The sequence below is a fragment of the Curtobacterium sp. ER1/6 genome, from assembly GCF_001742745.1.
Lineage (GTDB): Bacteria > Actinomycetota > Actinomycetes > Actinomycetales > Microbacteriaceae > Curtobacterium > Curtobacterium citri.
In genome coordinates this window covers 690,370-713,388 of the sequence record NZ_MJAK01000001.1, presented here as the reverse complement: position 1 = coordinate 713,388, position 23,019 = coordinate 690,370, and the positions used below count along the sequence as shown (strand labels likewise).

At 72.7% G+C, this 23,019-nt stretch carries 20 protein-coding genes and 1 pseudogene; 18 read left to right on the top strand and 3 right to left on the bottom strand.

Annotated features, from left to right (window positions below; genetic code table 11):
- The first annotated feature begins 63 nt into the window (after positions 1-63).
- From leuS to holA, 4 genes and pseudogenes are all read left to right on the top strand, one after another.
- On the top strand, positions 64-2,637 hold the full coding sequence (gene leuS, locus Cus16_RS03285; protein WP_069711424.1) for a leucine--tRNA ligase: 2,574 nt from the start codon (positions 64-66) through the stop codon (positions 2,635-2,637).
- A gap of 394 nt (positions 2,638-3,031) precedes the next feature.
- Complete coding sequence (locus tag Cus16_RS03280) at positions 3,032-3,490, top strand: ComEA family DNA-binding protein (RefSeq protein WP_069711134.1); 459 nt, start codon at positions 3,032-3,034, stop codon at positions 3,488-3,490.
- A 12-nt stretch (positions 3,491-3,502) separates the two neighbouring features.
- Positions 3,503-5,491, top strand: a pseudogene (locus Cus16_RS16805) (ComEC/Rec2 family competence protein); the annotation flags it as partial.
- 438 nt (positions 5,492-5,929) lie between these two features.
- Positions 5,930-6,949 (top strand): DNA polymerase III subunit delta, encoded by a 1,020-nt coding sequence (gene holA / locus Cus16_RS16800; RefSeq protein ID WP_069711423.1) that lies wholly within the window; start codon positions 5,930-5,932, stop codon positions 6,947-6,949.
- A gap of 341 nt (positions 6,950-7,290) precedes the next feature.
- On the opposite strand, the gene rpsT is transcribed toward holA, so the two are convergent.
- Positions 7,291-7,551, bottom strand: a complete 261-nt coding sequence (gene rpsT, locus Cus16_RS03270; protein ID WP_069711133.1) for a 30S ribosomal protein S20 — start codon at positions 7,549-7,551, stop codon at positions 7,291-7,293.
- 204 nt (positions 7,552-7,755) lie between these two features.
- Between rpsT and Cus16_RS03265 the strand changes: the two genes are divergently transcribed.
- The 7 genes from Cus16_RS03265 (at position 7,756) to Cus16_RS03235 (ending at position 15,417) form a co-directional block, all read left to right on the top strand.
- Entirely contained in the window at positions 7,756-8,922 is a 1,167-nt protein-coding gene (locus tag Cus16_RS03265) for a pyridoxal phosphate-dependent aminotransferase (RefSeq protein ID WP_069711132.1), read from the top strand.
- Between the two features lie 154 nt (positions 8,923-9,076).
- Positions 9,077-10,924, top strand: a complete 1,848-nt coding sequence (gene lepA, locus Cus16_RS03260) for a translation elongation factor 4 (RefSeq protein ID WP_069711131.1) — start codon at positions 9,077-9,079, stop codon at positions 10,922-10,924.
- A 276-nt stretch (positions 10,925-11,200) separates the two neighbouring features.
- A complete protein-coding gene (locus tag Cus16_RS03255; protein ID WP_069711130.1) occupies positions 11,201-11,824 on the top strand; it encodes a hypothetical protein in 624 nt (207 codons plus the stop codon).
- 10 nt (positions 11,825-11,834) lie between these two features.
- A complete protein-coding gene (locus Cus16_RS03250; RefSeq protein ID WP_069711129.1) occupies positions 11,835-12,458 on the top strand; it encodes a hypothetical protein in 624 nt (207 codons plus the stop codon).
- On the top strand, positions 12,455-13,387 hold the full coding sequence (locus tag Cus16_RS03245; RefSeq protein ID WP_069711128.1) for a S26 family signal peptidase: 933 nt from the start codon (positions 12,455-12,457) through the stop codon (positions 13,385-13,387). The genes Cus16_RS03250 and Cus16_RS03245 overlap by 4 nt, the downstream gene beginning before the upstream one ends.
- Before the next feature lie 11 nt (positions 13,388-13,398).
- Positions 13,399-14,709 carry a family 16 glycoside hydrolase gene (locus tag Cus16_RS03240; RefSeq protein ID WP_189319513.1) on the top strand — a complete coding sequence of 437 codons (1,311 nt, stop codon included), beginning with the start codon at positions 13,399-13,401 and terminating at the stop codon, positions 14,707-14,709.
- 60 nt (positions 14,710-14,769) lie between these two features.
- On the top strand, positions 14,770-15,417 hold the full coding sequence (locus Cus16_RS03235) for a DUF1990 family protein (RefSeq protein WP_069711126.1): 648 nt from the start codon (positions 14,770-14,772) through the stop codon (positions 15,415-15,417).
- A gap of 56 nt (positions 15,418-15,473) precedes the next feature.
- Here Cus16_RS03235 and Cus16_RS03230 read toward each other — a convergent pair whose 3' ends face one another.
- A complete protein-coding gene (locus tag Cus16_RS03230; protein ID WP_069711125.1) occupies positions 15,474-16,166 on the bottom strand; it encodes an HAD family hydrolase in 693 nt (230 codons plus the stop codon).
- A 28-nt stretch (positions 16,167-16,194) separates the two neighbouring features.
- On the opposite strand from Cus16_RS03230, the gene hemW reads away from it, so the two are divergent.
- A complete protein-coding gene (hemW, locus tag Cus16_RS03225; protein ID WP_069711422.1) occupies positions 16,195-17,430 on the top strand; it encodes a radical SAM family heme chaperone HemW in 1,236 nt (411 codons plus the stop codon).
- Between the two features lie 16 nt (positions 17,431-17,446).
- On the opposite strand, the gene Cus16_RS03220 is transcribed toward hemW, so the two are convergent.
- The gene (locus Cus16_RS03220; RefSeq protein WP_223246499.1) at positions 17,447-17,881 is read right to left on the bottom strand and encodes a DUF4870 domain-containing protein; all 435 of its coding nucleotides are present in this window, start codon (positions 17,879-17,881) and stop codon (positions 17,447-17,449) included.
- A gap of 108 nt (positions 17,882-17,989) precedes the next feature.
- Between Cus16_RS03220 and hrcA the strand changes: the two genes are divergently transcribed.
- From hrcA to ybeY, 6 genes are all read left to right on the top strand, one after another.
- A complete protein-coding gene (hrcA, locus tag Cus16_RS03215; protein WP_069711124.1) occupies positions 17,990-19,012 on the top strand; it encodes a heat-inducible transcriptional repressor HrcA in 1,023 nt (340 codons plus the stop codon).
- A 111-nt stretch (positions 19,013-19,123) separates the two neighbouring features.
- Positions 19,124-20,239 (top strand): molecular chaperone DnaJ, encoded by a 1,116-nt coding sequence (dnaJ, locus tag Cus16_RS03210; RefSeq protein WP_069711123.1) that lies wholly within the window; start codon positions 19,124-19,126, stop codon positions 20,237-20,239.
- Entirely contained in the window at positions 20,239-20,985 is a 747-nt protein-coding gene (locus tag Cus16_RS03205; protein ID WP_069711122.1) for a 16S rRNA (uracil(1498)-N(3))-methyltransferase, read from the top strand. The genes dnaJ and Cus16_RS03205 overlap by 1 nt, the downstream gene beginning before the upstream one ends.
- 47 nt (positions 20,986-21,032) lie before the next feature.
- A complete protein-coding gene (locus Cus16_RS03200) occupies positions 21,033-21,389 on the top strand; it encodes a histidine triad nucleotide-binding protein (RefSeq protein WP_069711121.1) in 357 nt (118 codons plus the stop codon).
- Positions 21,390-21,498: 109 nt separating this feature from the next.
- A complete protein-coding gene (locus tag Cus16_RS03195; protein WP_223246521.1) occupies positions 21,499-22,560 on the top strand; it encodes a PhoH family protein in 1,062 nt (353 codons plus the stop codon).
- Positions 22,557-23,018, top strand: coding sequence for an rRNA maturation RNase YbeY (gene ybeY / locus Cus16_RS03190; protein ID WP_069711120.1), 462 nt, complete (start codon positions 22,557-22,559; stop codon positions 23,016-23,018). The genes Cus16_RS03195 and ybeY overlap by 4 nt, the downstream gene beginning before the upstream one ends.
- Position 23,019: the final 1 nt, after the last annotated feature.

The following is a 23,019-nucleotide window of genomic DNA, read 5'->3' as shown; positions in this document are numbered from 1 at the left end:
CGTGGGACGGGCCGTCCGGGGCGGGCGACGGCCGGGCCTCCAGGCCTTGTACCCTAGGTGATCGTGACCACCGAGCACCCCACTGCACACTCCACTGAGCACGCAGCCGTCGACCCCGACGCGTACGACTTCCGCCGCATCCAGGAGAAGTGGCAGCCCCGCTGGGAGGAACTCGGGCTCTTCACGACGGACCTCGACGACACCCGCCCCCGGAAGTACATCCTCGAGATGTTCCCGTACCCGTCCGGCGACCTGCACATGGGGCACGCCGAGAACTGGGCGCTCGGTGACTTCGTGGCGCGGTACTGGCGGCAGCAGGGGTTCAACGTGCTGCACCCCATCGGCTGGGACTCCTTCGGTCTGCCGGCCGAGAACGCGGCGATCAAGCGGGGGGTCGACCCGAAGGAGTGGACCTACGCGAACATCGAGCAGCAGAAGGCCTCGTTCAAGCGGTACGCGCCCTCGTTCGACTGGACGACGGAGATCCACACCTCGGACCCCGAGTACTACAAGTGGAACCAGTGGCTGTTCCTGAAGATGTACGAGAAGGGCCTGGCGTACCGGAAGGACAGCTGGGTCAACTGGGACCCGGTGGACCAGACCGTGCTCGCGAACGAGCAGGTCCTGCCGGACGGCACCTCCGACCGCTCGGGTGCCGTCGTCGTCAAGAAGAAGCTGACGCAGTGGTACTTCGCGATCACGAAGTACGCCGACCGGCTGCTCGACGACCTCAACCAGCTCGAGGGACGGTGGCCGGCGAAGGTCATCGCGCAGCAGCGCAACTGGATCGGTCGCTCGGTCGGTGCGGACGTCGACTTCGTCATCGAGGGGCGCGACGAGCCCGTCACCGTGTTCACCACGCGGCCGGACACCATCCACGGGGTGACGTTCCTGGTCGTCGCGCCGGACTCCGACCTGGCGGCGGAGCTGGTCTCCGCTGCTCCTGACGACGTGCGTGCCGGCTTCGACGCGTACCTGACGGCGACCCAGAAGACCTCGGAGATCGACCGGCAGAACGCCGACCGCCCGAAGACCGGTGTGCCGCTCGGCCGCTCGGCGATCCACCCGCTCACGGGGGAGCGCCTGCCGATCTGGGCCGCCGACTACGTGCTCGCCGACTACGGCCACGGCGCGGTCATGGCCGTGCCCGCGCACGACCAGCGCGACCTCGACTTCGCGCGGGCCTTCGACCTGCCCGTCAAGGTCGTCGTCGACACGAACCAGCCCGTCACCGGTGCGATCCCGGTCATCCCCGAGGGCGCGACGCTCGAGGACCTGCCCGCGCTCGACCCGGCGTCGACCGGCGAGGCCCTCACCGGCCAGGGGCGCATGATCAACTCCGGCCCGCTCGACGGGATGTCGAAGCAGCATGCGATCACCGCCGCGATCTCGCTGCTCGAGGAGCGCGGCACCGGCCGTGCCGCCAAGACGTACCGCCTGCGCGACTGGCTCATCTCGCGCCAGCGCTTCTGGGGGACCCCGATCCCGATCATCCACGGCGCCGACGGCACCGAGCACCCGGTCCCGATGGACCAGCTGCCCGTGCGCCTGCCGTCGACCGAGGGCCTCGACCTCAAGCCGAAGGGCACCTCGCCGCTCGGTGGGGCGACCGACTGGGTGAACGTGCCGAACCCCGTCGACGGGACGCCTGCCCTGCGGGACACCGACACGATGGACACCTTCGTCGACTCGTCGTGGTACTTCCTGCGCTTCCTGTCCGCGCAGGACGACACGCAGGCGTTCGACCCGTCGGCCGCGCGGAAGTGGGCGCCGGTCGACCAGTACATCGGCGGCATCGAGCACGCGATCCTGCACCTGCTCTACGCGCGCTTCGTGACGAAGGTCCTGTTCGACCTCGGGTACCTCGACTTCACCGAGCCGTTCGCGGCGCTGCTCAACCAGGGCATGGTGCTGTCGGGCGGCTCGAAGATGTCGAAGTCGAAGGGCGGCGTCTCGCTCGGCGACGAGCTCGACGCGAACGGCGTCGACGCGATCCGTCTCGTGATGGGCTTCGCCGGACCGCCGGAGGACGACATCAACTGGGAGGACGTGTCGCCGTCGGCGTCCGCGCGCTTCCTGGCCCGCGCGTACCGCCTGGCGCTCGACGTCACATCGTCCCGTGACGCGGTCTGGGCGGACGGCGACCGGGCGCTCCGGCAGGTCACGCACCGGTTCCTCGCCGACGCCCCCGGGCTCATGGAGGCCTTCAAGTTCAACGTCGTCATCGCGCGGCTCATGGACCTGGTCAACGTCACCCGCAAGGCGATCGACAGTGGCCCCGGCGCGGGCGACCCCGCCGTCCGTGAGGCCGTCGAGACCGTCGCGCTCGCCCTGAGCGTCTTCGCGCCGTACACCGGCGAGGAGATGTGGGAGAAGCTGGGACACGAGGCCACCGTCGCCACCCACGGCTGGCGGAAGGCCGACCCGACGCTGCTCGTGCAGGACACGCTGACCGCGGTCGTGCAGGTCAACGGCAAGGTGCGCGACTCGTTCGAGGTGTCGAAGTCGATCGAGGCCGACGAGCTCGAGCAGCTCGCACGGTCGTCGGCGAACGTCCAGCGGTACATCGGCGACCGGGAGATCGTGAAGGTGATCGTCCGGGCGCCGAAGCTCGTGAACATCGCCATCAAGGGCTGACACCACTCCTCCCCAGTCGACCGGCCCGGCGGCCTCCTCCACAGTGCGGAGTCGCCGGGCCGTCCTCGTGTGCGGGTGAGCCCTAGCGTGCCGGTCATGTCCCACGACCCGCCCGTCCCGTCGCCCTCGTCCGGCTCCGTGTCGACCGGGGCGCGGTGGTGGGAGCGGTGCACGCTGAGCCCGCGGGCGGCGCTGGTGCTCGCCGCGGTGGTCGTCGTCGTCGCCCTCGTGGTCGTGGCGGTCGGGACCCTGCGCGGGCGGTCGTCGGGCGAGGTGACCGTGACGGGAGGCTCGCAGCCGGCTCCGACGGTCCCGTCGCCGTCCGGCGGGGGGGGCGGCCCCCAGCGGTCCCGCCGCGGTCGGGAGCGTCGCGCCGTCCGCGGCCGTCGCCGCGGTGTACGTGCTCGGTGCCGTCCGGCACGCGGGGGTCGTCGAGGTCCCCGTCGGGACCCGCGTGGACGCCGTGCTGGAGCGTGCCGGTGGAGCGGCGGAGGACGCGGACCTCGCGCGGCTGAACCTCGCCCGCGCGGTCGTGGACGGCGAACGGCTCTACGTGCCGCGGGTGGGCGAGACGGCGGTCCCCGAGGCGCTCGGTCCGGACGTCACGGGCGGCAGCAGCGGGGCGGGCAGCGGTGCGGGCGGCACCGCCGGCGGGCCGGACGCGGTCGTCGACCTGAACGCGGCGGACCAGGCGACGCTCGAGACCCTGCCGGGCATCGGACCGGCACTCGCCGGGCGGATCATCGCGTGGCGCGAGGAGCACGGCGGGTTCTCGTCGGTCGACGACCTGCTCGACGTCAGCGGCATCGGGCAGGCGCGCCTCGACGACCTGCGCGACCGGGTCCGGGTCTGAGGCGTCCGGCACGTGGACCCGGCACCGCACCCCGCCGACCTGCGACTCGGCGGTCCGGTCGCCCTGGCGTGGGTGACCGCGGCACTGCTCGTCGGCCGGCCCGGAGCGGCATGGTGGACGCTGGGCTCGACGGGGACGGTCGGCGTGGTCGTCCTCACGCTGCTCGTGCTGCGGACCGGGAGCGGCGTCCGGGCACTGCCGCCGGTGCTCGCCCTCCTCGCGACCACGGCGGCGTGCTGCACGCTCGTGGGCGTCGCGGTGGGCGTCGGGTACCCGGAACGGTCGCCCGCGGTGCTCGCCGAGGCGGCAGGACGGACGACGGAGGTCGAGGTCGGGCTCACGCGCGACCTCGGCGACGCCGATCGTTCGACGACCGGCACGCTCCGGCGCCTCGGCGGGACCGGGGGCCTGGACGTGCCGGTCCGGATCGTGCCGGCCGTCCCGACCCGAGCGCCCGCCGGAGCGGTGCTCACGGGGCGCGCCTCGGTGGAGTCGGACGACGGCGGCGGGCCCGAGGCGGCGGTGGTGTTCCTCCGCGGGGCGCCGGCGGTCGACCCGCCGACGGGTGTGCTCGCCGCGACCGACCGGGTGCGGCAGGCGTTCGTGCGGGTCACCGACGGCCTGCCGGAACCGGGCGGCGCGCTGCTCCGCGGTCTGGCGATCGGCGACCGGAGCGGGCTCGACCCCGGCACCGAGTCCGCCATGGAGACCGCGGCGCTCACCCACCTCACCGCCGTCTCCGGGTCGAACTGCGCGGTCGTCGTCGCGCTCGTCGTGGCCGTGGGGCGCGGCGTCGGACTCCCGCGGCCGTTCCGCGCCGTCCTCGCGGGCGGGTTCCTCGTCGCGTTCGTCGTGCTCGTCCGCCCGGACCCCTCGATCGTCCGAGCCGCGGTGATGGCGGTGGTGGTCCTCGGTGTCCGACTGTCCGGGCGACCGGTGCGCGGTGTCCCGCTCCTCGCCCTCGCGGTGCTCGGCATGCTCGTCGTGGACCCGTGGTACGCCCGCTCGGTCGCCTTCGCCCTCTCCGTCCTGGCGACCGCGGGGATCGTCGTCCTCGCGCCGCCGCTCACCGCGCTGCTGGCCCGACGGCTCTGGACACCGGTCGCGGCGGCCCTGTCGGTGCCCGTCGCCGCGCAGGTCGCGTGCTGGCCGGTCACCGTCGTCCTGTCCCCGACGCTGCCGACCTTCGCGGTCCCGGCGAACCTGCTGACCGAACCGCTCGCGCCCGTGGTCACGGTGACGGGGCTCCTCGCGTGCCTGGTCGCGCCGGTCTGGCCGTGGGGAGCGGCGGTGACGGTACACGTCGCATGGGTGCCCGCGGCCTGCATCGGGGTGATCGCCACGACGACCGCCGGGCTGCCCGCGGCCGAGCTCGACTGGCCCGTCGGCGTCACGGGGACCGCCACCGCGGGCCTGGTCAGCCTGGCGGTCGCCGCGGCCGTGCTCGCACGGGGGCGGGCGCGAGCACGGCTGCTCGTCGCCGCCGCATCGGTCGTCGTCCTCGGTGTCGGGGTCGTCGCCGTGCCGCGGCTCGTCGTCCAGGGCACCGTGCCGGGGGACTGGTCGGTCGTCGCCTGCGACGTCGGCCAGGGCGACGCCGTGCTGGTGCGCGACGGGAAGGGGCCGGTGGCGCTCGTCGACACCGGCGACGACGAGCCGGCGCTCCGCCGGTGCCTCGACCTGCTCGGGGTCGAGCGGGTCGACCTGCTCGTGCTCACGCACTTCGACCGCGACCACGTCGGCGCGGTCGGGGCCGTCGCGGACCGGACCGACCGTGCGCTGGTCGGTCCGGTGGGCAGGCCCGAGGACGACCGGGTGCTCCGCGAGCTCGAGGACGCCGGGGTCGACCTCCGCACCGGCGACGACGGCACGGCGGGCACCCTCGGACGGCTCCGGTGGCGGCTGGTGTGGCCACCGGCGGGGGCGGCGGCGTCGGGCAACGACGCGAGCCTGGTCCTCGAGACCGCCGCGGGACCGGGGTGCGAGCACTGCGTCTCCGGGGTGTTCCTCGGGGACCTCGGGGAGCGCTCCCAGCGGCGGCTCCGGCCCCTCGTCGAGACGCGCCCGGACGTCGTGAAGGTCGCGCACCACGGGTCGTCCGACCAGGACCCCGCGCTCTACCGGCAGCTCGCGGCACCCGTCGGGCTCATCGGCGTCGGGGCGGACAACACGTACGGACACCCGACCCGGACGGCGCTCGACGCGCTCCGGGCGGCCGGGACCGCCGCGTTCCGGACCGACCGCCAGGGCACGATCGTCGTGTCACGGGACCGCGGGGACGCGCTCCGTGTCTGGACGGAGCGTGCCGCGGACGACGGCCCACCGGCGGACTCCCCGGCAGCGCCGCACGCCGTGGGGCCGGCGGCGGAGCGTCCCCGGTGGCCCGTAGGATCGACGCAGGCCCGGACCCGCTCGACCCGGCGCCGACGGAAGGAACGCATGCCCGCCAAGAAGCCCGCGCGCGCCGCGGCGAAGATCGACCAGGTGCCGTGGTCGGGCGTCCGCCCCGCACCGGTCGTGCTCGTCACCGGACCCGAGCAGTTCCTGGCGGAGCGTGCGAGCAGCGTCCTCCGTGACCTGCTCGTGGGCGAGGACCCGGCGCTCGAGGTGCACGACCTCGAAGCGGACCAGTACGCCCCCGGCCTCCTCGCGACGCTGGCGAGCCCGTCGCTCTTCGGCGAACCCCGGCTCGTGCGGGTCACCAACGTCGAGAAGTGCACCGATGCCTTCATCACCGAGACGATCAGCTACCTGCAGGCACCGGCCGACGACGTCACCCTGGTGCTCCGGCACGGCGGCGGTGTGCGCGGGAAGAAGCTCCTCGACACCATCCGCAGCGGTGTCGGCGGCGGCGTCGAGGTGCAGTGCGACGAGCTGAAGCGCGACACCGACAAGGCGGACTTCGTGAACGCGGAGTTCCGGGCGGCCCGACGCCGGATCGCGCCCTCGGCGGTGCGGACGCTCGTCGCGGCCTTCGCCGACGACCTGGCCGAGCTTGCCGCCGCGTGCCGGCAGCTGCTCGCCGACGAGGCCGAGGAGATCACCGACCGCGTCGTCGACAAGTACTACGGCGGCCGCGTCGAGACGAACGCGTTCAAGGTCGCCGACATCGCGCTCGCGGGCCGGTCGGCTCCGGCGATCGTCGAGCTCCGGCACGCGCTGGCGACGGGGGAGGCCCCGGTGCCGATCGTCGCGGCGTTCGCGAGCAAGATCCGCACGATGGCGAAGGTCAGCGCCTTCCGCGGCCCGAGCGGCCAAGCGGCGTCCGCGCTCGGCATGGCGCCGTGGCAGGTCCAGCGCGCACAGCGTGACGTGGCGGGGTGGAGTGAGGCCGGGCTGGCGAACGCGATCACGAGCATCGCTGCGGCGGACACCGCGGTGAAGGGTGGGTCGCGCGACGCGCACTACGCGCTCGAGGTGATGGTCCGCACCATCGCCCGACGCGGCGAGGACCGCTGAGGCGATCCGGGCCTCCCGGCCGGCTGCGCACGTCGCGTGTGCGGTGTCCGGCTGCTCGCGGCGGATGGCGGCGCGACGTGCTCCCGCACGACGTCGAGCGCGTCGCGCCACGGGACCCCGTGGTGCGACGCGCTCCCGGTTGTGCCGGCCGCCGCTCCGAACCACGGAAGCGACGTCGAACCAGCCGCGCGCGCTGGTTCGACGTCGGAACCGTGGTTCGACACCGTCCCGCCGCCGCGCCGCGCCGCCACTGCCGCGCGGCCCGCGAACGACGAGAGCCCCGCACCACCGGTGCGGGGCTCTCGGCCGGACGGTCATGGACCGTCCCGAGGATCAGCGACTCAGAGCGCGGAGACCTTCTTGGCGATGGCCGACTTGCGGTTCGCCGCCTGGTTCTTGTGGATGACGCCCTTGCTCACGGCCTTGTCGAGCTTCTTCGAGGCGAGGACCAGCGCCGCAGCGGCCTTGTCCTTGTCGCCCGAGGCGACGGCCTCGTTCGTGTGACGGATGACCGTCTTGAGCTCCGAGCGGTAGGCCTTGTTGCGCTCCTGGGCCTTCAGGTTGGTCTTGATGCGCTTCATCTGCGACTTGATGTTCGCCATGCGTGTTGCTCCTTGATCGTCTCTACGGGTGGTCGCGACCGCTGGGTAGAGGGGCCCTTGGTCGCATCGCGTTCCACCCGTGGGCGGGGAACGCGGAAGCCAGCCACCAACACTACCAGCAGGACGGGCTGGCACCAAAGGACCGGACCCGCGCGCGTCGCCGACGAAACGCGGCCGCAACACGCGAGCGGCTACCGTGTCGACGTGCCCTCCCTCGCCCCCAGGATCGAGACCGTGCCCGCATCCGGCATCCGCCGCGTCTACGAGCAGGCCGCCCTGCTGCAGGCCGACGGCACCGACGTCGCGATGCTCGTCATCGGCGAGCCGGACGTCGCCGTCGCACCGCACATCGGCGAGGCCGCCCGTCGCGCGTGGTCCGAGGACCGCACCGACTACACGCCGAACGGCGGCATCGCACCCCTCCGGGCGGCGATCCGCGACAAGCTCCGCCGCGAGAACCGCATCGACGTCGACCCGGAGCAGGTCTGGTTGACGATCGGCGCGACGCAGGCGCTGTTCCAGGCGATGACGCTCGTGCTGAGCCCGGGTGACGAGGTCCTCGTGCCGGACCCGGGCTACACGACCTTCACGATGAACGCGCACATCATCGGCGCGACCCCGGTGCCGTACCGGCTCGAACCGCAGCACGACTTCGAGCCCGACCTCGAGGCGCTCGAGGCGAGCATCACCGATCACACCCGGGCGATCGTGGTGAACTCCCCGTCGAACCCCCTCGGCTCGGTGTTCGGCGAGGAGACCCTCCGCGCGCTGCTCGCCCTGGCGAAGCGGCACGACCTGTGGGTGATCAGCGACGAGGTCTACGAGTACTTCACCCACGGCACGCGCCACGTGAGCATCGCCGCGCTCGACGAGGACGACCGGGTCTTCACGGCGTTCTCGCTGAGCAAGACGTACGCCATGACCGGCGTCCGCGTCGGGTACCTCGTGACGCCGAAGGGACTCGGGCCGACCATGCGCACGACGCAGGAGGCGATGATCAGCTGCGTCGCCGAGCCCGACCAGTGGGCCGCGCTCGCGGCGATCGTCGGCGACCACCAGGCCGTGCAGGACGCCCGCGAGCACTACCGCGCCAACCTGGCGGTGGCGAAGGAGGTCCTCGACGCCGGCGGCATCCGCTACCTCGACCCCCGTGGGGCCTTCTACCTCTGGATCGACGTGTCACACGCCTCCGGGGGCGACGTCGCCGAGTGGGCGCTGGCACTCCTGCACCGCGAGCACGTCGCGGTCGCGCCCGGCAGTGCCTTCGGCCGGTCCGGCGAGGGCTGGGTCCGCGTGTGCCTCGCGGCCACCCCGGAGGACCTGCGCCGCGGCCTGGGTGCACTGCCGACGCCCGCCAGGGTGACCGCCTGACGGACGGGAGGCCCGTGCCGGCCCCGCCGCGCGCCTCCCGTCCGTCCTGCACAGCCGTGGCGTCGCGCCCGGTTCCCACAGGGCGCCATCGGATGCGCGCTGCGCGCGCACAACCGTGGGACAATCGTCCGACCGCACCGACCCCTGAGGAACCGTGAGCCCACAAGCATCCGCGCCGCTCGAGCCCGCCGCGACCCCGGCCGAGGCGATCCGCAACTTCTGCATCATCGCGCACATCGACCACGGCAAGTCCACGCTGGCCGACCGCATGCTGCAGATCACCGGCATCGTCGAGGACCGCGCGATGCGTGCGCAGTACCTCGACCGGATGGACATCGAGCGCGAACGCGGCATCACGATCAAGTCGCAGGCCGTGCGCATGCCGTGGGAGCTCGACGGCGAGACCTTCGCGCTGAACATGATCGACACGCCGGGGCACGTCGACTTCTCGTACGAGGTCTCCCGCTCGCTCGCCGCGTGCGAGGGTGCGATCCTGCTCGTCGACGCCGCGCAGGGCATCGAGGCACAGACGCTGGCCAACCTCTACCTGGCGCTCGAGAACGACCTCGAGATCATCCCGGTGCTCAACAAGATCGACCTGCCCGCCGCCGACCCCGACAAGTACGCCGCCGAGCTCGCGCAGCTCATCGGCGGCAAGCCGGAGGACGTCCTCCGCGTCTCGGGCAAGACCGGTGTCGGTGTCGCCGAGCTCCTCGACCGCGTGGTCCGCACCGTGCCGGCCCCCGTCGGCGACGTCGAGGCGGCACCCCGCGCGATGATCTTCGACTCGGTCTACGACAGCTACCGCGGTGTGGTGACCTACGTCCGGATGATCGACGGCACCATCCACCCGCGCGAGAAGGTCCAGATGATGTCGACCAGGTCGACGCACGAGATCCTCGAGATCGGTGTGTCGTCGCCCGAGCCGAAGCCCACGAAGGGGCTCTCGGTCGGCGAGGTCGGCTACCTCATCACCGGCGTGAAGGACGTCCGGCAGTCGAAGGTCGGCGACACGGTCACGACGGCGCAGAAGCCGGCGACCGAGGCCCTGCCGGGCTACACGGACCCGAAGCCGATGGTGTTCTCAGGGCTGTACCCGATCGACGGCTCCGACTACCCCGACCTGCGCGAGGCCCTCGACAAGCTCAAGCTCTCGGACGCGGCGCTCGTGTACGAGCCGGAGACCTCCGTGGCGCTCGGCTTCGGCTTCCGCTGCGGCTTCCTCGGCCTGCTGCACCTCGAGATCATCACCGAGCGCCTCTCGCGCGAGTTCGGCCTCGACCTCATCACGACGGCCCCGAGCGTGATCTACGAGGTCACGAACGAGGACACGACCGTGACCGAGGTCACGAACCCGTCCGAGTTCCCGGGCGGTCGCATCGTCGAGGTCCGCGAGCCCATGGTCCGCGCCGCGATCCTCGCGCCGAAGGACTACGTCGGCGCGATCATGGAGCTGTGCCAGTCGCGCCGTGGCTCCCTGCTCGGCATGGAGTACCTCGGCGAGGACCGCGTCGAGATCCGGTACGAGATGCCCCTCGGCGAGATCGTCTTCGACTTCTTCGACCAGCTGAAGAGCAAGACGCAGGGCTATGCCTCGCTCGACTACGAGCCGACCGGCGACCAGGCAGCCGACCTCGTCAAGGTCGACATCCTGCTGCAGGGCGAACAGGTCGACGCCTTCAGCGCGATCGTGCACCGCGACAAGGCCTACGCCTACGGCACGCTCATGACCGAGCGTCTGCGCAAGCTCATCCCGCGCCAGCAGTTCGAGGTCCCGATCCAGGCCGCGATCGGTGCCCGGATCATCGCCCGCGAGAGCATCCGGGCGATGCGCAAGGACGTCCTCGCGAAGTGCTACGGCGGTGACATCACCCGCAAGCGCAAGCTCCTCGAGAAGCAGAAGGAGGGCAAGAAGCGCATGAAGATGGTGGGTCGCGTCGAGGTGCCGCAGGAAGCGTTCATCGCGGCGCTCTCCGGGGACGTGGAAGAGAAGAAGAAGTAGCGGCGGGAGCCTCCCCGGGTCCGCCCCGGTCATCCGCTTCCCGCAGGACGGCGCACCGTTCGAGGCGCCGTCGGCCGCGCTGACGCGCTCCAGAACGGGCAGACCGTTCTGTCTGCCCGTACTTTGGGGGACCCAGAACGGCTGCAGGTCTATACAGTCGCATGTGACCGAGTAGTGGTGAACACAACTCAGTTCAGCGGACCCGGCCGCTGCGATCACGCGCGACCCTGCGCCGTGATCGTTCCCGACCCGGGTGCACACGGAGGTGCGAACCCGATGTCCCGTCATGCAACACCTGTCAGCCGCGCACAGCGGCAGCGTCTCAACCTCGTCGTCATCGCCGCCGGCCTCGCCGCCGCGGTGGTGCTCGCGCTGACCTTCAGCGGCACGCTGTCCGTCTTCACGCAGGCCTTCCTGCACGGCACCAACACGGTGTCCACCTCGACGATCCGGATCGCGGAGACCACCGCCGACGGGTCGCCCGGAGCCTGCACGACCGCTTCCGACGGCACGGCGAGCTGCACCGACCCGAACCTCTACGGCGGGCAGTCGCTGCGCCCCGGCGACTCCTCGACCACCCAGACGATCTACTTCGCGAACACCGGGACGGCGACGCCCACCGGGTTCCGGCTCACGGGCGGCCCCTGCGCCACCTCGCCCACGAGCGGCTCGGACCTCTGCAACCAGCTCGTCGTGAAGATGACGTGGCGCGGTGCGGACGTGCTGCCCGCTTCCACGACGCCCGCGTACCTGGCGGCGAACGCGATCACGCTGCCGAACCCGCCCGCGGCGAACGAGCGCATCCCGCTCACCGTGCAGGTCTCGCTGCCGCAGAACGCCACCGCGCCGACGTCCGGCGTGACCCTCTCCCAGGCCCTCACCTTCACCTTCTCCGCCTGACGGTGTCGTCGTGGGCAGGCACTCGACGGTCGTCCGCCGCACCCCGGTGCGCACGGGCTGGCTCATCGCGGCGGCGGGACTCGTCGCCTCGGTCGCGCTCGCGCTGACGACGACCGGCACGATGTCGGCGTACACGGCATCGATCTCGAACACCACGAACACGGCGAACACCGTCTCGATCGAGATGACGCAGGGTCCGGACGCGTCGACCGTGGCGTGCCGGAGCACTCCCACAGGCACCACGACGTGCTCGACCGACCTGTACGCCGGTACGAACCTCCGGCCGGGGGACACCACGCGCGGCACCTCGACGGTGATCAAGAACACCGGCGGGGTCGCGGCGTCGGCGTTCTCCCTCGCTCCCGGGGTCTGCAACGGCACCGTCTCGACCTCGAACAGCATCTGCTACTGGCTGCTCGTCACCGTGACGTGGACGACGCCGTCGGGGACGACGACCGTCATCTCCAAGCAGAACGCGGGCGCGATCGGCGGCAAGACCTTCGCCATCAGCCCCGCTCCGGCTGCCGGCCAGGGCGGGACGGCGACCGTGACGGTCACCCTCGACCCGGCGGCGCCGAACGACTCGCAGGCGCAGACCATGAACCAGTCCCTCGTGTGGACGTTCACCGCATGACCGGCGGACTCGTGGCCGGTGTCGGCGGCACGGCGGTGCCCCGTCGCCGGCGTGCCCCGGGTCGGGCGGTGCCGGTGCGGGTCGTCGTCACCGTCGCCACGGTCCTGCTCGTGCTGCTCGTCGTCGGTGCCGCGATGGCCGCCGGCGTCCGCACCTTCGACGTCCGGACGCCGTCGATGGGCCGCACGGCGCCCGTGGGGTCGCTCGTCGTGACGGTGCCGCCGGGACAGCACCGTCTGGCCGTCGGCGACGTCGTCACCTTCGTGCCGCCGGTCGCGGCGGGCGGGGGCACGGCGGCGCGGCTGCCCTACACGCACCGCATCACCGCGGTCGCGGACGGCGCGATCACGACCAAGGGCGACGCGAACGGCGCGGCGGACGCCTGGACCATCACCCGAGTCGACGTCGTCGGCCGGGTCGTCGCGGTGCTGCCGGGTGCGGGATGGGTGCTCCGGATGCTGCCCTGGGCGGTCGGAGGCGTCGGCGTCGTCTGGCTCCTCACCGGGTTCCTCCCCGGTTGCGCCGGCCGCACCGCCGCGCGGCTCGTCGGCGTGAGCGTCGTCCTCGCCGTCGTGGTCGCGGTCTTCCGCCCCTTCGTCGCGCTCGTGGTGACCGGGGTCGAGGCGGGTGCCCGACCGGTCGCGGACGTCGTGTCCACCGGGCTGCTGCCGATCCGCGCCGTCGGCCCGGCCGGCGCGTCCGAGCGGCTCGTCAGCGGGGCGGTCGGGCAGGTGCCCCTGCCGCCCGGGACCGACGGAGCGGTTGCGATCGCGGCGCGGCTCGACCTGACGCCCGCCGGGTGGGTGGCCCTCGTGGTGCTCTGCGCCGTGCCGCTCGTCGTCGGCGTCCTGCTCGCGCGGCCGCGGCACCGTGGCGGGCGACCGGCGGGAACCCGGGACGAGGACGTCGAGCCGGCGGGGGCCTCGTGAGCCTCCGGCCCGTGACCCTCCGGCCCGCGGGCCTGCTCGGCGTGCTCGCCGTCGCCGTGCTGGCCCTGGTGACCGGCGTCACCACGACGTCCGGCTCGACGCAGGCTGCGTACACCGCGGCGCTGTCGAACCGGAGCGCCGCGAGCACGGCGTCGGACTACTCCCGGACGAACCTGCCGTTCCGCGACTCGTTCGCCGGCGGTCAGGGGGCGTGGCGGACGTACAACGGCACGTGGACGACGCAGACCGTGAACGGGTACGGCACCTTCACCGAGACGTCCGGCTCGTCCGACGGGCCGAAGGCCGTGACCGGCGACCCCGGATGGACCGACTACACCATGCAGGCCGACGTGCAGGTGAACTCCGGCACGGACGCCGGGCTCCTGGTCCGCGTCACGCAGCCCGCGACGGGCACGAACGCCTTCACCGGCTACTCGGTCGGCCTGTCGCTGACGGACAACACGCTGGCGATCAGCCGGACGAACAACGGCACGACCACCCCGCTGGCGCGGTCGACCATCGCGGGGACCCTCCGCGCCGGGCAGTACTACCACGTCGTCGTCCAGGCGGCCGGGTGCGGCATCACCGCGTGGTCGTCGACCGTCGGCGCGAACGACTGGACGAAGGTCAACGCGTCGGAGTCGTCGACCGACTGCCTGACGAAGGGCGCGGTCGGCCTGCGCGGCAACGCGAGCGCGGCCGGCTTCCGCTTCGTCACCGTGACCGCCGGCGCCCTGTCGGCCTCGCAGGCGTCTGACCCGTACAACTCCACCCTGACGACCGGCCGCTTCGAGGACGGGGCACCCGCGCGGGTCTACGGCGGCACCTGGGCGGTCGACCAACCCGAGGAGCGGATCCGCAGCGTCACGTACTCCGGTCAGGACGGCGACAAGCAGGTCCTCAACCGGGTGTGGGGCGACATGACCCTGACCGGCGACGTGCGGCTGATGCGGAAGCCCACCGGTGGGACCGACGCGGGGTTCAACGTCCGCGTGAACGACCCGTCCACCGGCCCGGACTCCCTCCGCGCCTACTACGTCGGCATCAGCGCCTCGGGCATGGTCATCGGGCAGCACACGAACCCGGGGTTCACCGGGACCTTCGTGTCGTTCGGGCGCACCGTGCAGGCCGAGGAGTGGTGGCACCTCACCGTCGAGGCCGTGGGCTGCACGATCACGGCGACCGCCTCGCCCTCGGCCGGCGGGACACCGGTGCAGGGGAAGGCGGACTTCGGGAGCTGCTCGCTGACCAGCGGCGCGGTCGGCATCCGCGAGCAGGGGCTCGAGGCGCAGTGGCGGAACATCGCGGTCACGCCCCGCTGACGTCGTGCGTGTCCCGCACCGTCGCGACGGCCTCCACGGCTGCGCCGGTACGATGGCTCCATGAGTTCCCGCGGCACGTACCGGACCGCCCTGACCTACGGCGCCGTCGGTGCCACCCAGGCGGCGGACCTCATGACCTACCCGCCGGAGGGCTTCACCCCGTCGGAGTCCCGTGCGCGCATCGGGCACGGTGACCAGCGCTTCGAGACCGCGGTGACGCAGGCACTGACCTGGCAGATCCAGGAGCGCAGCGGCATCCGCGTCGTCGTCGGCGACCAGCCCGACGACGACGAGGTCCGGTACAACCCGGTGACCTTCGACGAGCACGGCGTGCCGGTCGCACCCGCCTCGATCGGCACGCCCAGGGTCGAGCGGTTCGCCGCGGACGGCACCCCGCTCGTCACCGCCGGCACGACCGCGACCCTCGAGATGCACGCCTTCGGGCAGACCGTGCACGCACCCGTGCGCGTGGTGTCGATCATCGACGAGACGGACCGCAAGGGGTTCGCCTACGGCACGCTCGAGGGGCACCCGCTCTCCGGCGAGGAGTCCTTCGTCGTCGAGCGCACGAGCGACGGCTCGGTGTGGTTGCAGGTGCGGCAGTTCTCGCAGCCGGCCAGTCGGAAGTGGGCCCTCGTCGCGCCGTTCCTCCGTCGGCAGCAGCGCACGATGGCGGCGAAGTACCTGGCGGCCCTGCGCGGCGACTAGCGCCGCAGCGCCGGACGGCCCGCGGCGCCGACCAGCCCGCAGCCACCGACCAGCCCTCAGCGCAGCGGCGGGACCGCCCCGATCGCGTCCTCGAGCAGCTGCGCGTCCTGCACGCAGTCCCGTGCGACGGCCACCGCGCTCGTCGCCCGGAGCGCCTCGACGTCGTAGACCCCGGTCGCCACCGCCACGAACGGGATCCCGACGGCGTCGGCCGCCTCCCCGTCCCGCGGGGTGTCGCCGACGATCACGGCCCGCGTGCCGGCGAGGGCCGCTGCGGCGCGGGTGGTCACCCCGGTCCGCTCGACCTCCTCGTCCCCGAAGTACGAGTGCTCCCAGTCGAAGGCGCCGACGTCGAACCCGGCACCGGCGAGCTTCACCCGGGCCCGGTGCGCCGAGTTGCCGGTGAGCAGGCCGTTCCGCCACCCGAGCCGGGCGAAGCGGTGGACCAGCGCAACGGCTCCCGGAGCCGGCGCGCGTCGTTCGCCCCGGTGGAACCGCTCGTCGGTCAGGTCGCGCAGGTGCCGGCTGACGGTGGGGATGAGGGCGTCGTCGAGGTCGTGCGCGCGCACGTGCTCGGCGATGAGCCCGGCGTCGGTGCGGCCGTGCTGGTGTCCGACGCGCAGCACCAGGTCGCGACCGACGGCGCGTTCGAGTGCCAGGTGGTACAGGTTCCCCGGCGAGGCGGCGTTCAGCACGAGGGTGCCGTCGATGTCCCACAGCACCGTGGTGGGGACGGTGTGGTGCTCCATGGCTCCATCATGGCCGACAATGGAGTCCATGCCGAGTGCTCTCCCGATCGCCGATCCCGCTCCCGCGGACGGCCTGGTCACCCCCGGTCCCGGCGCCGGCGACGTCCCCTTCGGCGTCTACGTGCACGTCCCGTTCTGCCGGGTGCGCTGCGGCTACTGCGACTTCAACACCTACACGGCGTCCGAGCTGCGCGGCGTGCGCCGTGACGACTACGCCGGCCACGCCGTGCAGGAGATCCGCTGGGCGGCCGAGGTCCTCGACCGCTCCGGGGTCCCGCGGCGACCGGTCTCCACGGTCTTCTTCGGCGGTGGGACGCCCACCATGCTGCCCGCGGACGACCTCGTGATGATCCTCCGCGCGATCGACGACACGTGGGGCATCCTGCCCGGCGCCGAGGTCACGACCGAGGCGAACCCCGACTCCGTGGACGCCGAGTCCGTCGCCACCCTGCGGCGCGGTGGGTTCACGCGGATGAGCTACGGCATGCAGTCGGCGGTCCCGCACGTGCTCGCGACCCTCGACCGCACGCACGACCCCGAGCGCGTCCCGCTCGTGGTCGACCTGGCGGAGCGGGAGGGCCTCGACGTCAGCCTCGACCTCATCTACTCGACCCCCGGGGAGTCGCTCGACGACTGGCGTCGCTCGCTCGACGCGGCCCTGGCGTGCGCGCCGGACCACGTGTCGGCCTACTCGCTGATCGTCGAGGAGGGCACGGCGATGGGCCGCATGGTCGCCCGTGGCGAGCTGCCGGCACCGGACGACGACCTCGCCGCCGACATGTACGAGCTCGCCGACCGGACCCTGACCGACGCGGGCTACGGCTGGTACGAGGTCTCGAACTGGGCGCGCCTCGACGCGCAGGGCGGCACCGCGCAGCACGCGAGCCGCCACAACCTGTCCTACTGGAAGGGCCACGACTGGTGGGGTGTCGGTCCCGGCGCGCACTCGGCGGTGGCCGGCACGCGCTGGTGGAACGTCAAGCACCCGGCCGCGTACGCGAACCGGGTGCTCGGCGGGACGTCGCCCGCAGCGGGGCGCGAGACCCTCGACGACGAGACGCGGTACGTCGAGCGGGTGCTCCTCGCGGCGCGCGTGCGGGGCGAGCTCACGACCGCGGAACTGGCCCGGGAGGCGCGTGGCCGGGTCGCCGGGCTCGTCGCGCGAGGACTCGTGGACGGGTCGGCCGCGGTGCGGGGACGCATCGAGCTGACCCTGCAGGGTCGCCTGCTCGCGGACGCCGTGGTCCGCGAGCTGCTCGACTGAGCGGTGGCGACCGCTGCTACTGCTTGATGAACTCGATCGTGAGCGGGTAGTGGTAGAAGTCCCCGCGGTTGGCCGCGATCGCCGCGATGACGGCGAAGACGATCACGAGCACGCCGAGGATCGGGAGCAGCACGAAGCCGATGAGCACGATCGTCAGCACGCTGCAGACGGCTCCGGCGATAGCCATCGTGATGTGGAAGTTCAGCGCCTGGCGGGTGTGCTCGCGGATGAACTGGCCGCGGTCGCGCAGCACCAGGTAGGCGATGACCGGCACGACGAGGCTCGAGAAGATGCCGCCGACGTGCGTCAGGGTCGCCCAGAGGCGCTGGTCCTCGGGCGACATCGGCTGGGGCGGCGTGTACCCCGCCGGGTACTGCGGCCCCTGCGGGTTGCCGGGTCCGCCCGGCTGCTGCTGTCCGTAGGGCCCGCCGGGCTGCTGTCCGTAGCTCATGCGGCGAGCGTACCGGGAGGGGCCGCCCCGGTCCCGGTGCGTCGGCGGTCGGGCGTAGGATCAGCAGTCGACACGTCCGAGTGCCAGCATCGAACGGAAGGGGTCCGGATGGTCAGCGAACGCTCCCTCGAGGTCCTCAAGGCCATCGTGCGGGACTACGTCGCGTCGCGCGAACCGGTCGGTTCGAAGACGATCGTCGACCGCCACGCCTTCGGCGTCAGCGCCGCCACGATCCGCAACGACATGGCCCAGCTCGAGGACGAGCAGCTCATCGTCGCCCCGCACACCTCGTCCGGGCGGGTCCCGACCGACAAGGGCTACCGGGTCTTCGTCGACCACCTGGCCGCCGCCCGCCCGCTCTCGAGCGCGCAGCGGCACGCGATCGAGACGTTCCTCGGCACCCCCAACGACCTCGACGAGGTCCTCGGCCGCACGGTCCGGCTCCTCAGCCAGCTCACGAACCAGGTCGCCCTCGTGCAGTACCCGTCGATGGTGCGGGCCCGCGTGCAGCACGTCGAGCTCGTGCGCCTGGGCGACACCCGGCTCATGGTCGTCCTCATCACGGACACCGCCCGGGTCGAGCAACGGGTCGTGGAGACCGACGTCGCGCTCGACGAGACCGCCCTCACCGAACTCCGCGCCGTCGTGAACGGCGCCTCGGTCGGCCTGCTCCTGCAGGACGTCCCCCGGGCCCTCCGCGAGGTCCCGCGGCAGCTGCGTGCCGACGCGCAGACCCTCGGTGGAGTGGTCGTCGCGACGCTCATCGAGCAGGTCGCCGCGAACCGGCAGGACCGCCTGGTGATGGCGGGCGCCGCGAACCTCGCCAAGAGCGAGCGGGACTTCACCGGCGGCCTGTTCCCCGTGCTCGAGGCGATCGAGGAACAGGTGACCCTGCTCCGGTTGTTCGGCGAGATGCAGGTCGACGACGTCGCGGTGGCCGCCAGCATCGGCGCCGAGAACGCCGAGTACGGCCTCGACGCCACCAGCATCGTCGCCGGCGGGTACCTCGCCGGCGGGGGAGCGGTCGCCCGTCTGGGCGTCCTCGGCCCGACCCGCATGGACTACGGCACCAACATGGCCGCGGTCCGCGCGGTCGCACGGTACCTGTCCAAGCTGCTGGGCGAACATTGACCGGTCACCGAGCCCGACGCACGGTGCCCTGCGGACCCGCTCCGCGCCTCCAGACCGAACCGCGGCGCGAGCCGCGTCCCACCGACCGAACCGAAACCGACTGAGGGAACCGTGGCAGACCACTACGACGTCCTCGGCGTCCAGCCGGACGCCTCCGATGCCGACATCAAGAAGGCCTACCGACGGCTGGCGCGCGAGCTGCACCCGGACGTCAACCCGAGCCCGGACGCCGCCGAGCGCTTCAAGGACGTGACGCACGCGTACGACGTGCTGAGCGACCCCGAGCAGCGGCGGCGCTACGACGCCGGCCCGCAGGCCGACAGCCCCTTCGGCGGCGGCGCGGCCGGCGGGTTCAGCGACATCTTCGACGCCTTCTTCGGCGGCGGCGGTGGCGGCGGCCGGGGGAACGGCCCGCGGAGCCGCGCCGAGCGCGGACAGGACGCCCTGCTCCGGATCGAGGTCGACCTCGACGAGGTCGTCTTCGGCACCCACAAGGACGTCGAGGTCGACACGGCCGTGTTGTGCGAGACCTGCCACGGCTCGTGCTGCGCGCCCGGCACGAGCCCGCGCACGTGCGACATCTGCGGCGGCTCCGGCCACATCCAACGCCAGGTCCGCTCGCTGCTCGGCAACGTCGTGACGAGCGCCCCCTGCGGCACCTGCCGCGGCTACGGCACCGTCATCCCCAGCCCGTGCCCGACGTGCCAGGGGCAGGGCCGCGTCCGTGCGCGCCGGACGGTCCCGGTCGACGTGCCCGCGGGCGTCGAGACCGGTCTGCGCCTGCAGATGCCGGGCCAGGGCGAGGTCGGTCCCGCCGGCGGCCCGTCGGGTGACCTGTACCTCGAGGTGAAGGTGCGGCACCACGACGTCTACAGCCGCGAGGGCGACGACCTGCTCGCGACGCTCGAGGTCCAGATGACCGACGCGATCCTCGGCACCAACACCACGATCGACGGCCTCGACGGCCCCGTCGAGCTCGAGGTCCGGCCCGGCGTGCAGAGCGCCGACGTCCTCGTGATCAAGGACCGCGGCGTGACGAAGCTGCGCGGTGCCGGGCGCGGCGACCTGCGGGTCGGCGTGCAGGTCGTGACGCCGACCAAGCTCTCGCACAAGGAGCGTCAGCTCGTCGAGCAGCTCGCGAAGTCGCACAAGGCCGCGAAGCCGCAGCTCGCCCGGTTCCAGCAGGGCATGTTCGGCAAGCTCCGCGACCGGTTCTTCAACTTCTGATGGCCTCGCTCCACCTGGTCGGTCCCGGCGCGCTCGACGGCGTCGGGGTCGGCGACCCGGTCCTGCTCGACGGTGCCGAGGGGCGGCACGCGGTCTCGGTCGCGCGCGTCCGGGTCGGCGAGGTCCTGCGGATCGCCGACGGGCAGGGCACGGTCGTCTCCGGCGCGGTCACGGCGACGGGTCGCGACGAGCTGACGCTCACCGTCGACGAGGTGACGGTCGAGCCGCAACCGCGCCCGGCGCTCGTGCTCGTCCAGGCGCTCGCGAAGGGCGGCCGCGACGAGATGGCGGTGCAGGCGGGGACCGAGATCGGCGTCGACCGGATCGTCCCGTGGTCCGCTGCCCGCAGCGTGTCGCGGTGGGACGGCGCGAAGGTCGAGAAGGGGCGTGCCCGCTGGGCGGCCATCGCGCAGGAGGCCGCCAAGCAGGCGGTCCGGTCGCGTGTGCCCACCGTGGCGGCGCCGGTGACGACGGCGCAGCTCGCGGTGGTCGGCCGGGAGGCGCGGCGTGCGCTGGTCGTGCTGGACCCGGTGGGTGCGGTGCGGCTCTCGGCGTGGGAACCGCCGGCCGACGTCGAGGAGATCGTCCTGGTGGTCGGGCCGGAGGGCGGGATCGACGGCTCGGAGTTCGACCGGCTCGAGGCCGCGGGCGCCGTGCGGGTCCGTCTCGGCGACACCGTGCTGCGCACCTCGACCGCCGGACCGGCGGCGCTGGCCGTCCTGCAGACGCGGCTGGGCCGCTGGTAGCCGCACCGGGAAGGGTCCACGTCGGTCGTGGGTTCTACGATGGAGTCATGAGCAGCAGCGAGCCGAGCGTCTTCTCGAAGATCATCGCCCGTGCGATCCCCGCGACGATCGTCGCGGAGGACGACCGGGTGATCGCGATCGAGGACATCGCGCCGAAGGCCCCGGTGCACGTGCTCGTGATCCCGAAGACCGAGCAGTACCGCGACGTGACGGAGCTCGCCGCCGGTGATCCGGACCTGCTCGCCCACGTGGTCGCCACCGCACGTCGCATCGCCGACGAGCGGGCGGACGGCCAGTTCCGACTCGTCTTCAACACCGGCGAAGCCGCCGGTCAGACCGTGTTCCACGTGCACGCGCACGTCCTCGCAGGTGATCTGCACGAAGGGAATCTCCTTGCCGGTTGACGACTCCGTCCACCCCGCGTCCGACGCACCCGCGACGGACCGACCCACGACCCGACCCGTGTCCGACCCGTCCGACGTCGTCGTCGACATCCGGGTCGACGGCATCGCGATGGTCCAGCTCCTCGGCCCGCAGGACCGTCTGCTCAAGACGGTCGAGCGGCAGTACCCGGGCGTCCGGGTGCTCGTCCGCGGCAACGAGGTCTCGCTCACCGGGCCCGAGCGCGACGTCGCCCGTGCCCACGCGCTCGTCGACGAGCTCGTCGGCATGGTGAAGCGCGGGCAGGACATCGGTCCGGCCGACATCCCGACCTCGGCGCGGATCCTCGACGAGGACCGCAAGCCCTCGGACACGTTCGGCACCCCGATCGTGGCGAGCCGCGGCAAGTCGGTGCGGCCGAAGACCGACGGGCAGCGCGCCTACGTCGACGCCATCGACCACCACACGATCACGTTCGGCATCGGCCCGGCGGGTACCGGCAAGACCTACCTCGCGATGGCGAAGGCCGTGCAGGCCCTGCAGCGACGCGAGGTCACCCGCATCATCCTCACGCGGCCGGCGGTCGAGGCGGGCGAGCGGCTCGGCTTCCTGCCCGGCACGCTCACCGACAAGATCGACCCGTACCTGCGGCCGCTCTACGACGCGCTGAACGAGATGATGGACCCCGAGCTCGTGCCGAAGCTGCTCGCGGCCGGCACCGTCGAGGTCGCGCCGCTGGCGTACATGCGCGGGCGGACGCTCAACGACTCGTTCGTCATCCTCGACGAGGCGCAGAACACCACGCCCGAGCAGATGAAGATGTTCCTGACGCGCCTGGGCTTCGGCTCGAAGATGGTCGTCACCGGTGACATCACCCAGGTGGACCTGCCGGGCAACCTGTCCGGTCTGCGGCTCGTCACGCGCATCCTCGGCGACGTCGAGGACATCCACTTCGCCCGGCTCGGCAGCGAGGACGTCGTGCGGCACACCCTGGTCGGCCGGATCGTCGACGCCTACACCGTCTACGACGAGGAGCGCCTCGCGGAGCAGGCCGGGCACCGCCCCGGCGGTCGTGGCACGGCACCGATCGGTGACCCGGCCGGTGCGAACCGCGCCGAGCGCCGCGGTCGGCCGCCGCAGGACCGCCAGCAGTCCCCGTACCCGCAGGACGACGCCCGAGGAGGCACCCGGTGAGCATCGAGCTCAACAACGAGTCCGGTGTCGAGGTCGACGAGCAGGCCATCCAGCGCCTCGCCGCCTTCGCGCTCGACGCGCTGCACGTCCACGCGGACGCGGAGCTCGCGATCGTCCTGGTCGACGAGGGCGCGATGGAGCAGCTCCACGTGCGGTGGATGGACGAGCCGGGCCCGACCGACGTCCTGAGCTTCCCGATGGACGAGCTCCGTCCGGGCACCGAGGACGAGCCGACCCCCGCCGGGCTCCTCGGCGACATCGTCGTCTGCCCCCAGGTCGCCGCCGAGCAGGCCAGGACCGCCGGCCACACGAGCACCGACGAGATGCTGCTGCTCACGTGCCACGGCATCCTGCACCTGCTCGGGTTCGACCACGCCGAGCCGGAGGAGAAGGCCGAGATGTTCGGGCTGCAGGGCGAGATCCTCTCCGCCTTCGCCGCCCAGCGTCGCGGGCGGTGAG

Bases quoted from the DNA above. Each gene is read 5' to 3' on its own strand.
- holA (WP_069711423.1), top strand. From the start codon at position 5,930: ATGCCCGCCAAGAAGCCCGCGCGCGCCGCGGCGAAGATCGACCAGGTG.
- rpsT (WP_069711133.1), bottom strand. From the start codon at position 7,551: ATGGCGAACATCAAGTCGCAGATGAAGCGCATCAAGACCAACCTGAAG.
- Cus16_RS03255 (WP_069711130.1), top strand. From the start codon at position 11,201: ATGTCCCGTCATGCAACACCTGTCAGCCGCGCACAGCGGCAGCGTCTC.
- Cus16_RS03245 (WP_069711128.1), top strand. From the start codon at position 12,455: ATGACCGGCGGACTCGTGGCCGGTGTCGGCGGCACGGCGGTGCCCCGT.
- Cus16_RS03235 (WP_069711126.1), top strand. From the start codon at position 14,770: ATGAGTTCCCGCGGCACGTACCGGACCGCCCTGACCTACGGCGCCGTC.
- Cus16_RS03230 (WP_069711125.1), bottom strand. From the start codon at position 16,166: ATGGAGCACCACACCGTCCCCACCACGGTGCTGTGGGACATCGACGGC.
- hemW (WP_069711422.1), top strand. From the start codon at position 16,195: ATGCCGAGTGCTCTCCCGATCGCCGATCCCGCTCCCGCGGACGGCCTG.
- Cus16_RS03220 (WP_223246499.1), bottom strand. From the start codon at position 17,881: ATGAGCTACGGACAGCAGCCCGGCGGGCCCTACGGACAGCAGCAGCCG.
- hrcA (WP_069711124.1), top strand. From the start codon at position 17,990: ATGGTCAGCGAACGCTCCCTCGAGGTCCTCAAGGCCATCGTGCGGGAC.
- Cus16_RS03205 (WP_069711122.1), top strand. From the start codon at position 20,239: ATGGCCTCGCTCCACCTGGTCGGTCCCGGCGCGCTCGACGGCGTCGGG.
- Cus16_RS03200 (WP_069711121.1), top strand. From the start codon at position 21,033: ATGAGCAGCAGCGAGCCGAGCGTCTTCTCGAAGATCATCGCCCGTGCG.
- Cus16_RS03195 (WP_223246521.1), top strand. From the start codon at position 21,499: ATGGTCCAGCTCCTCGGCCCGCAGGACCGTCTGCTCAAGACGGTCGAG.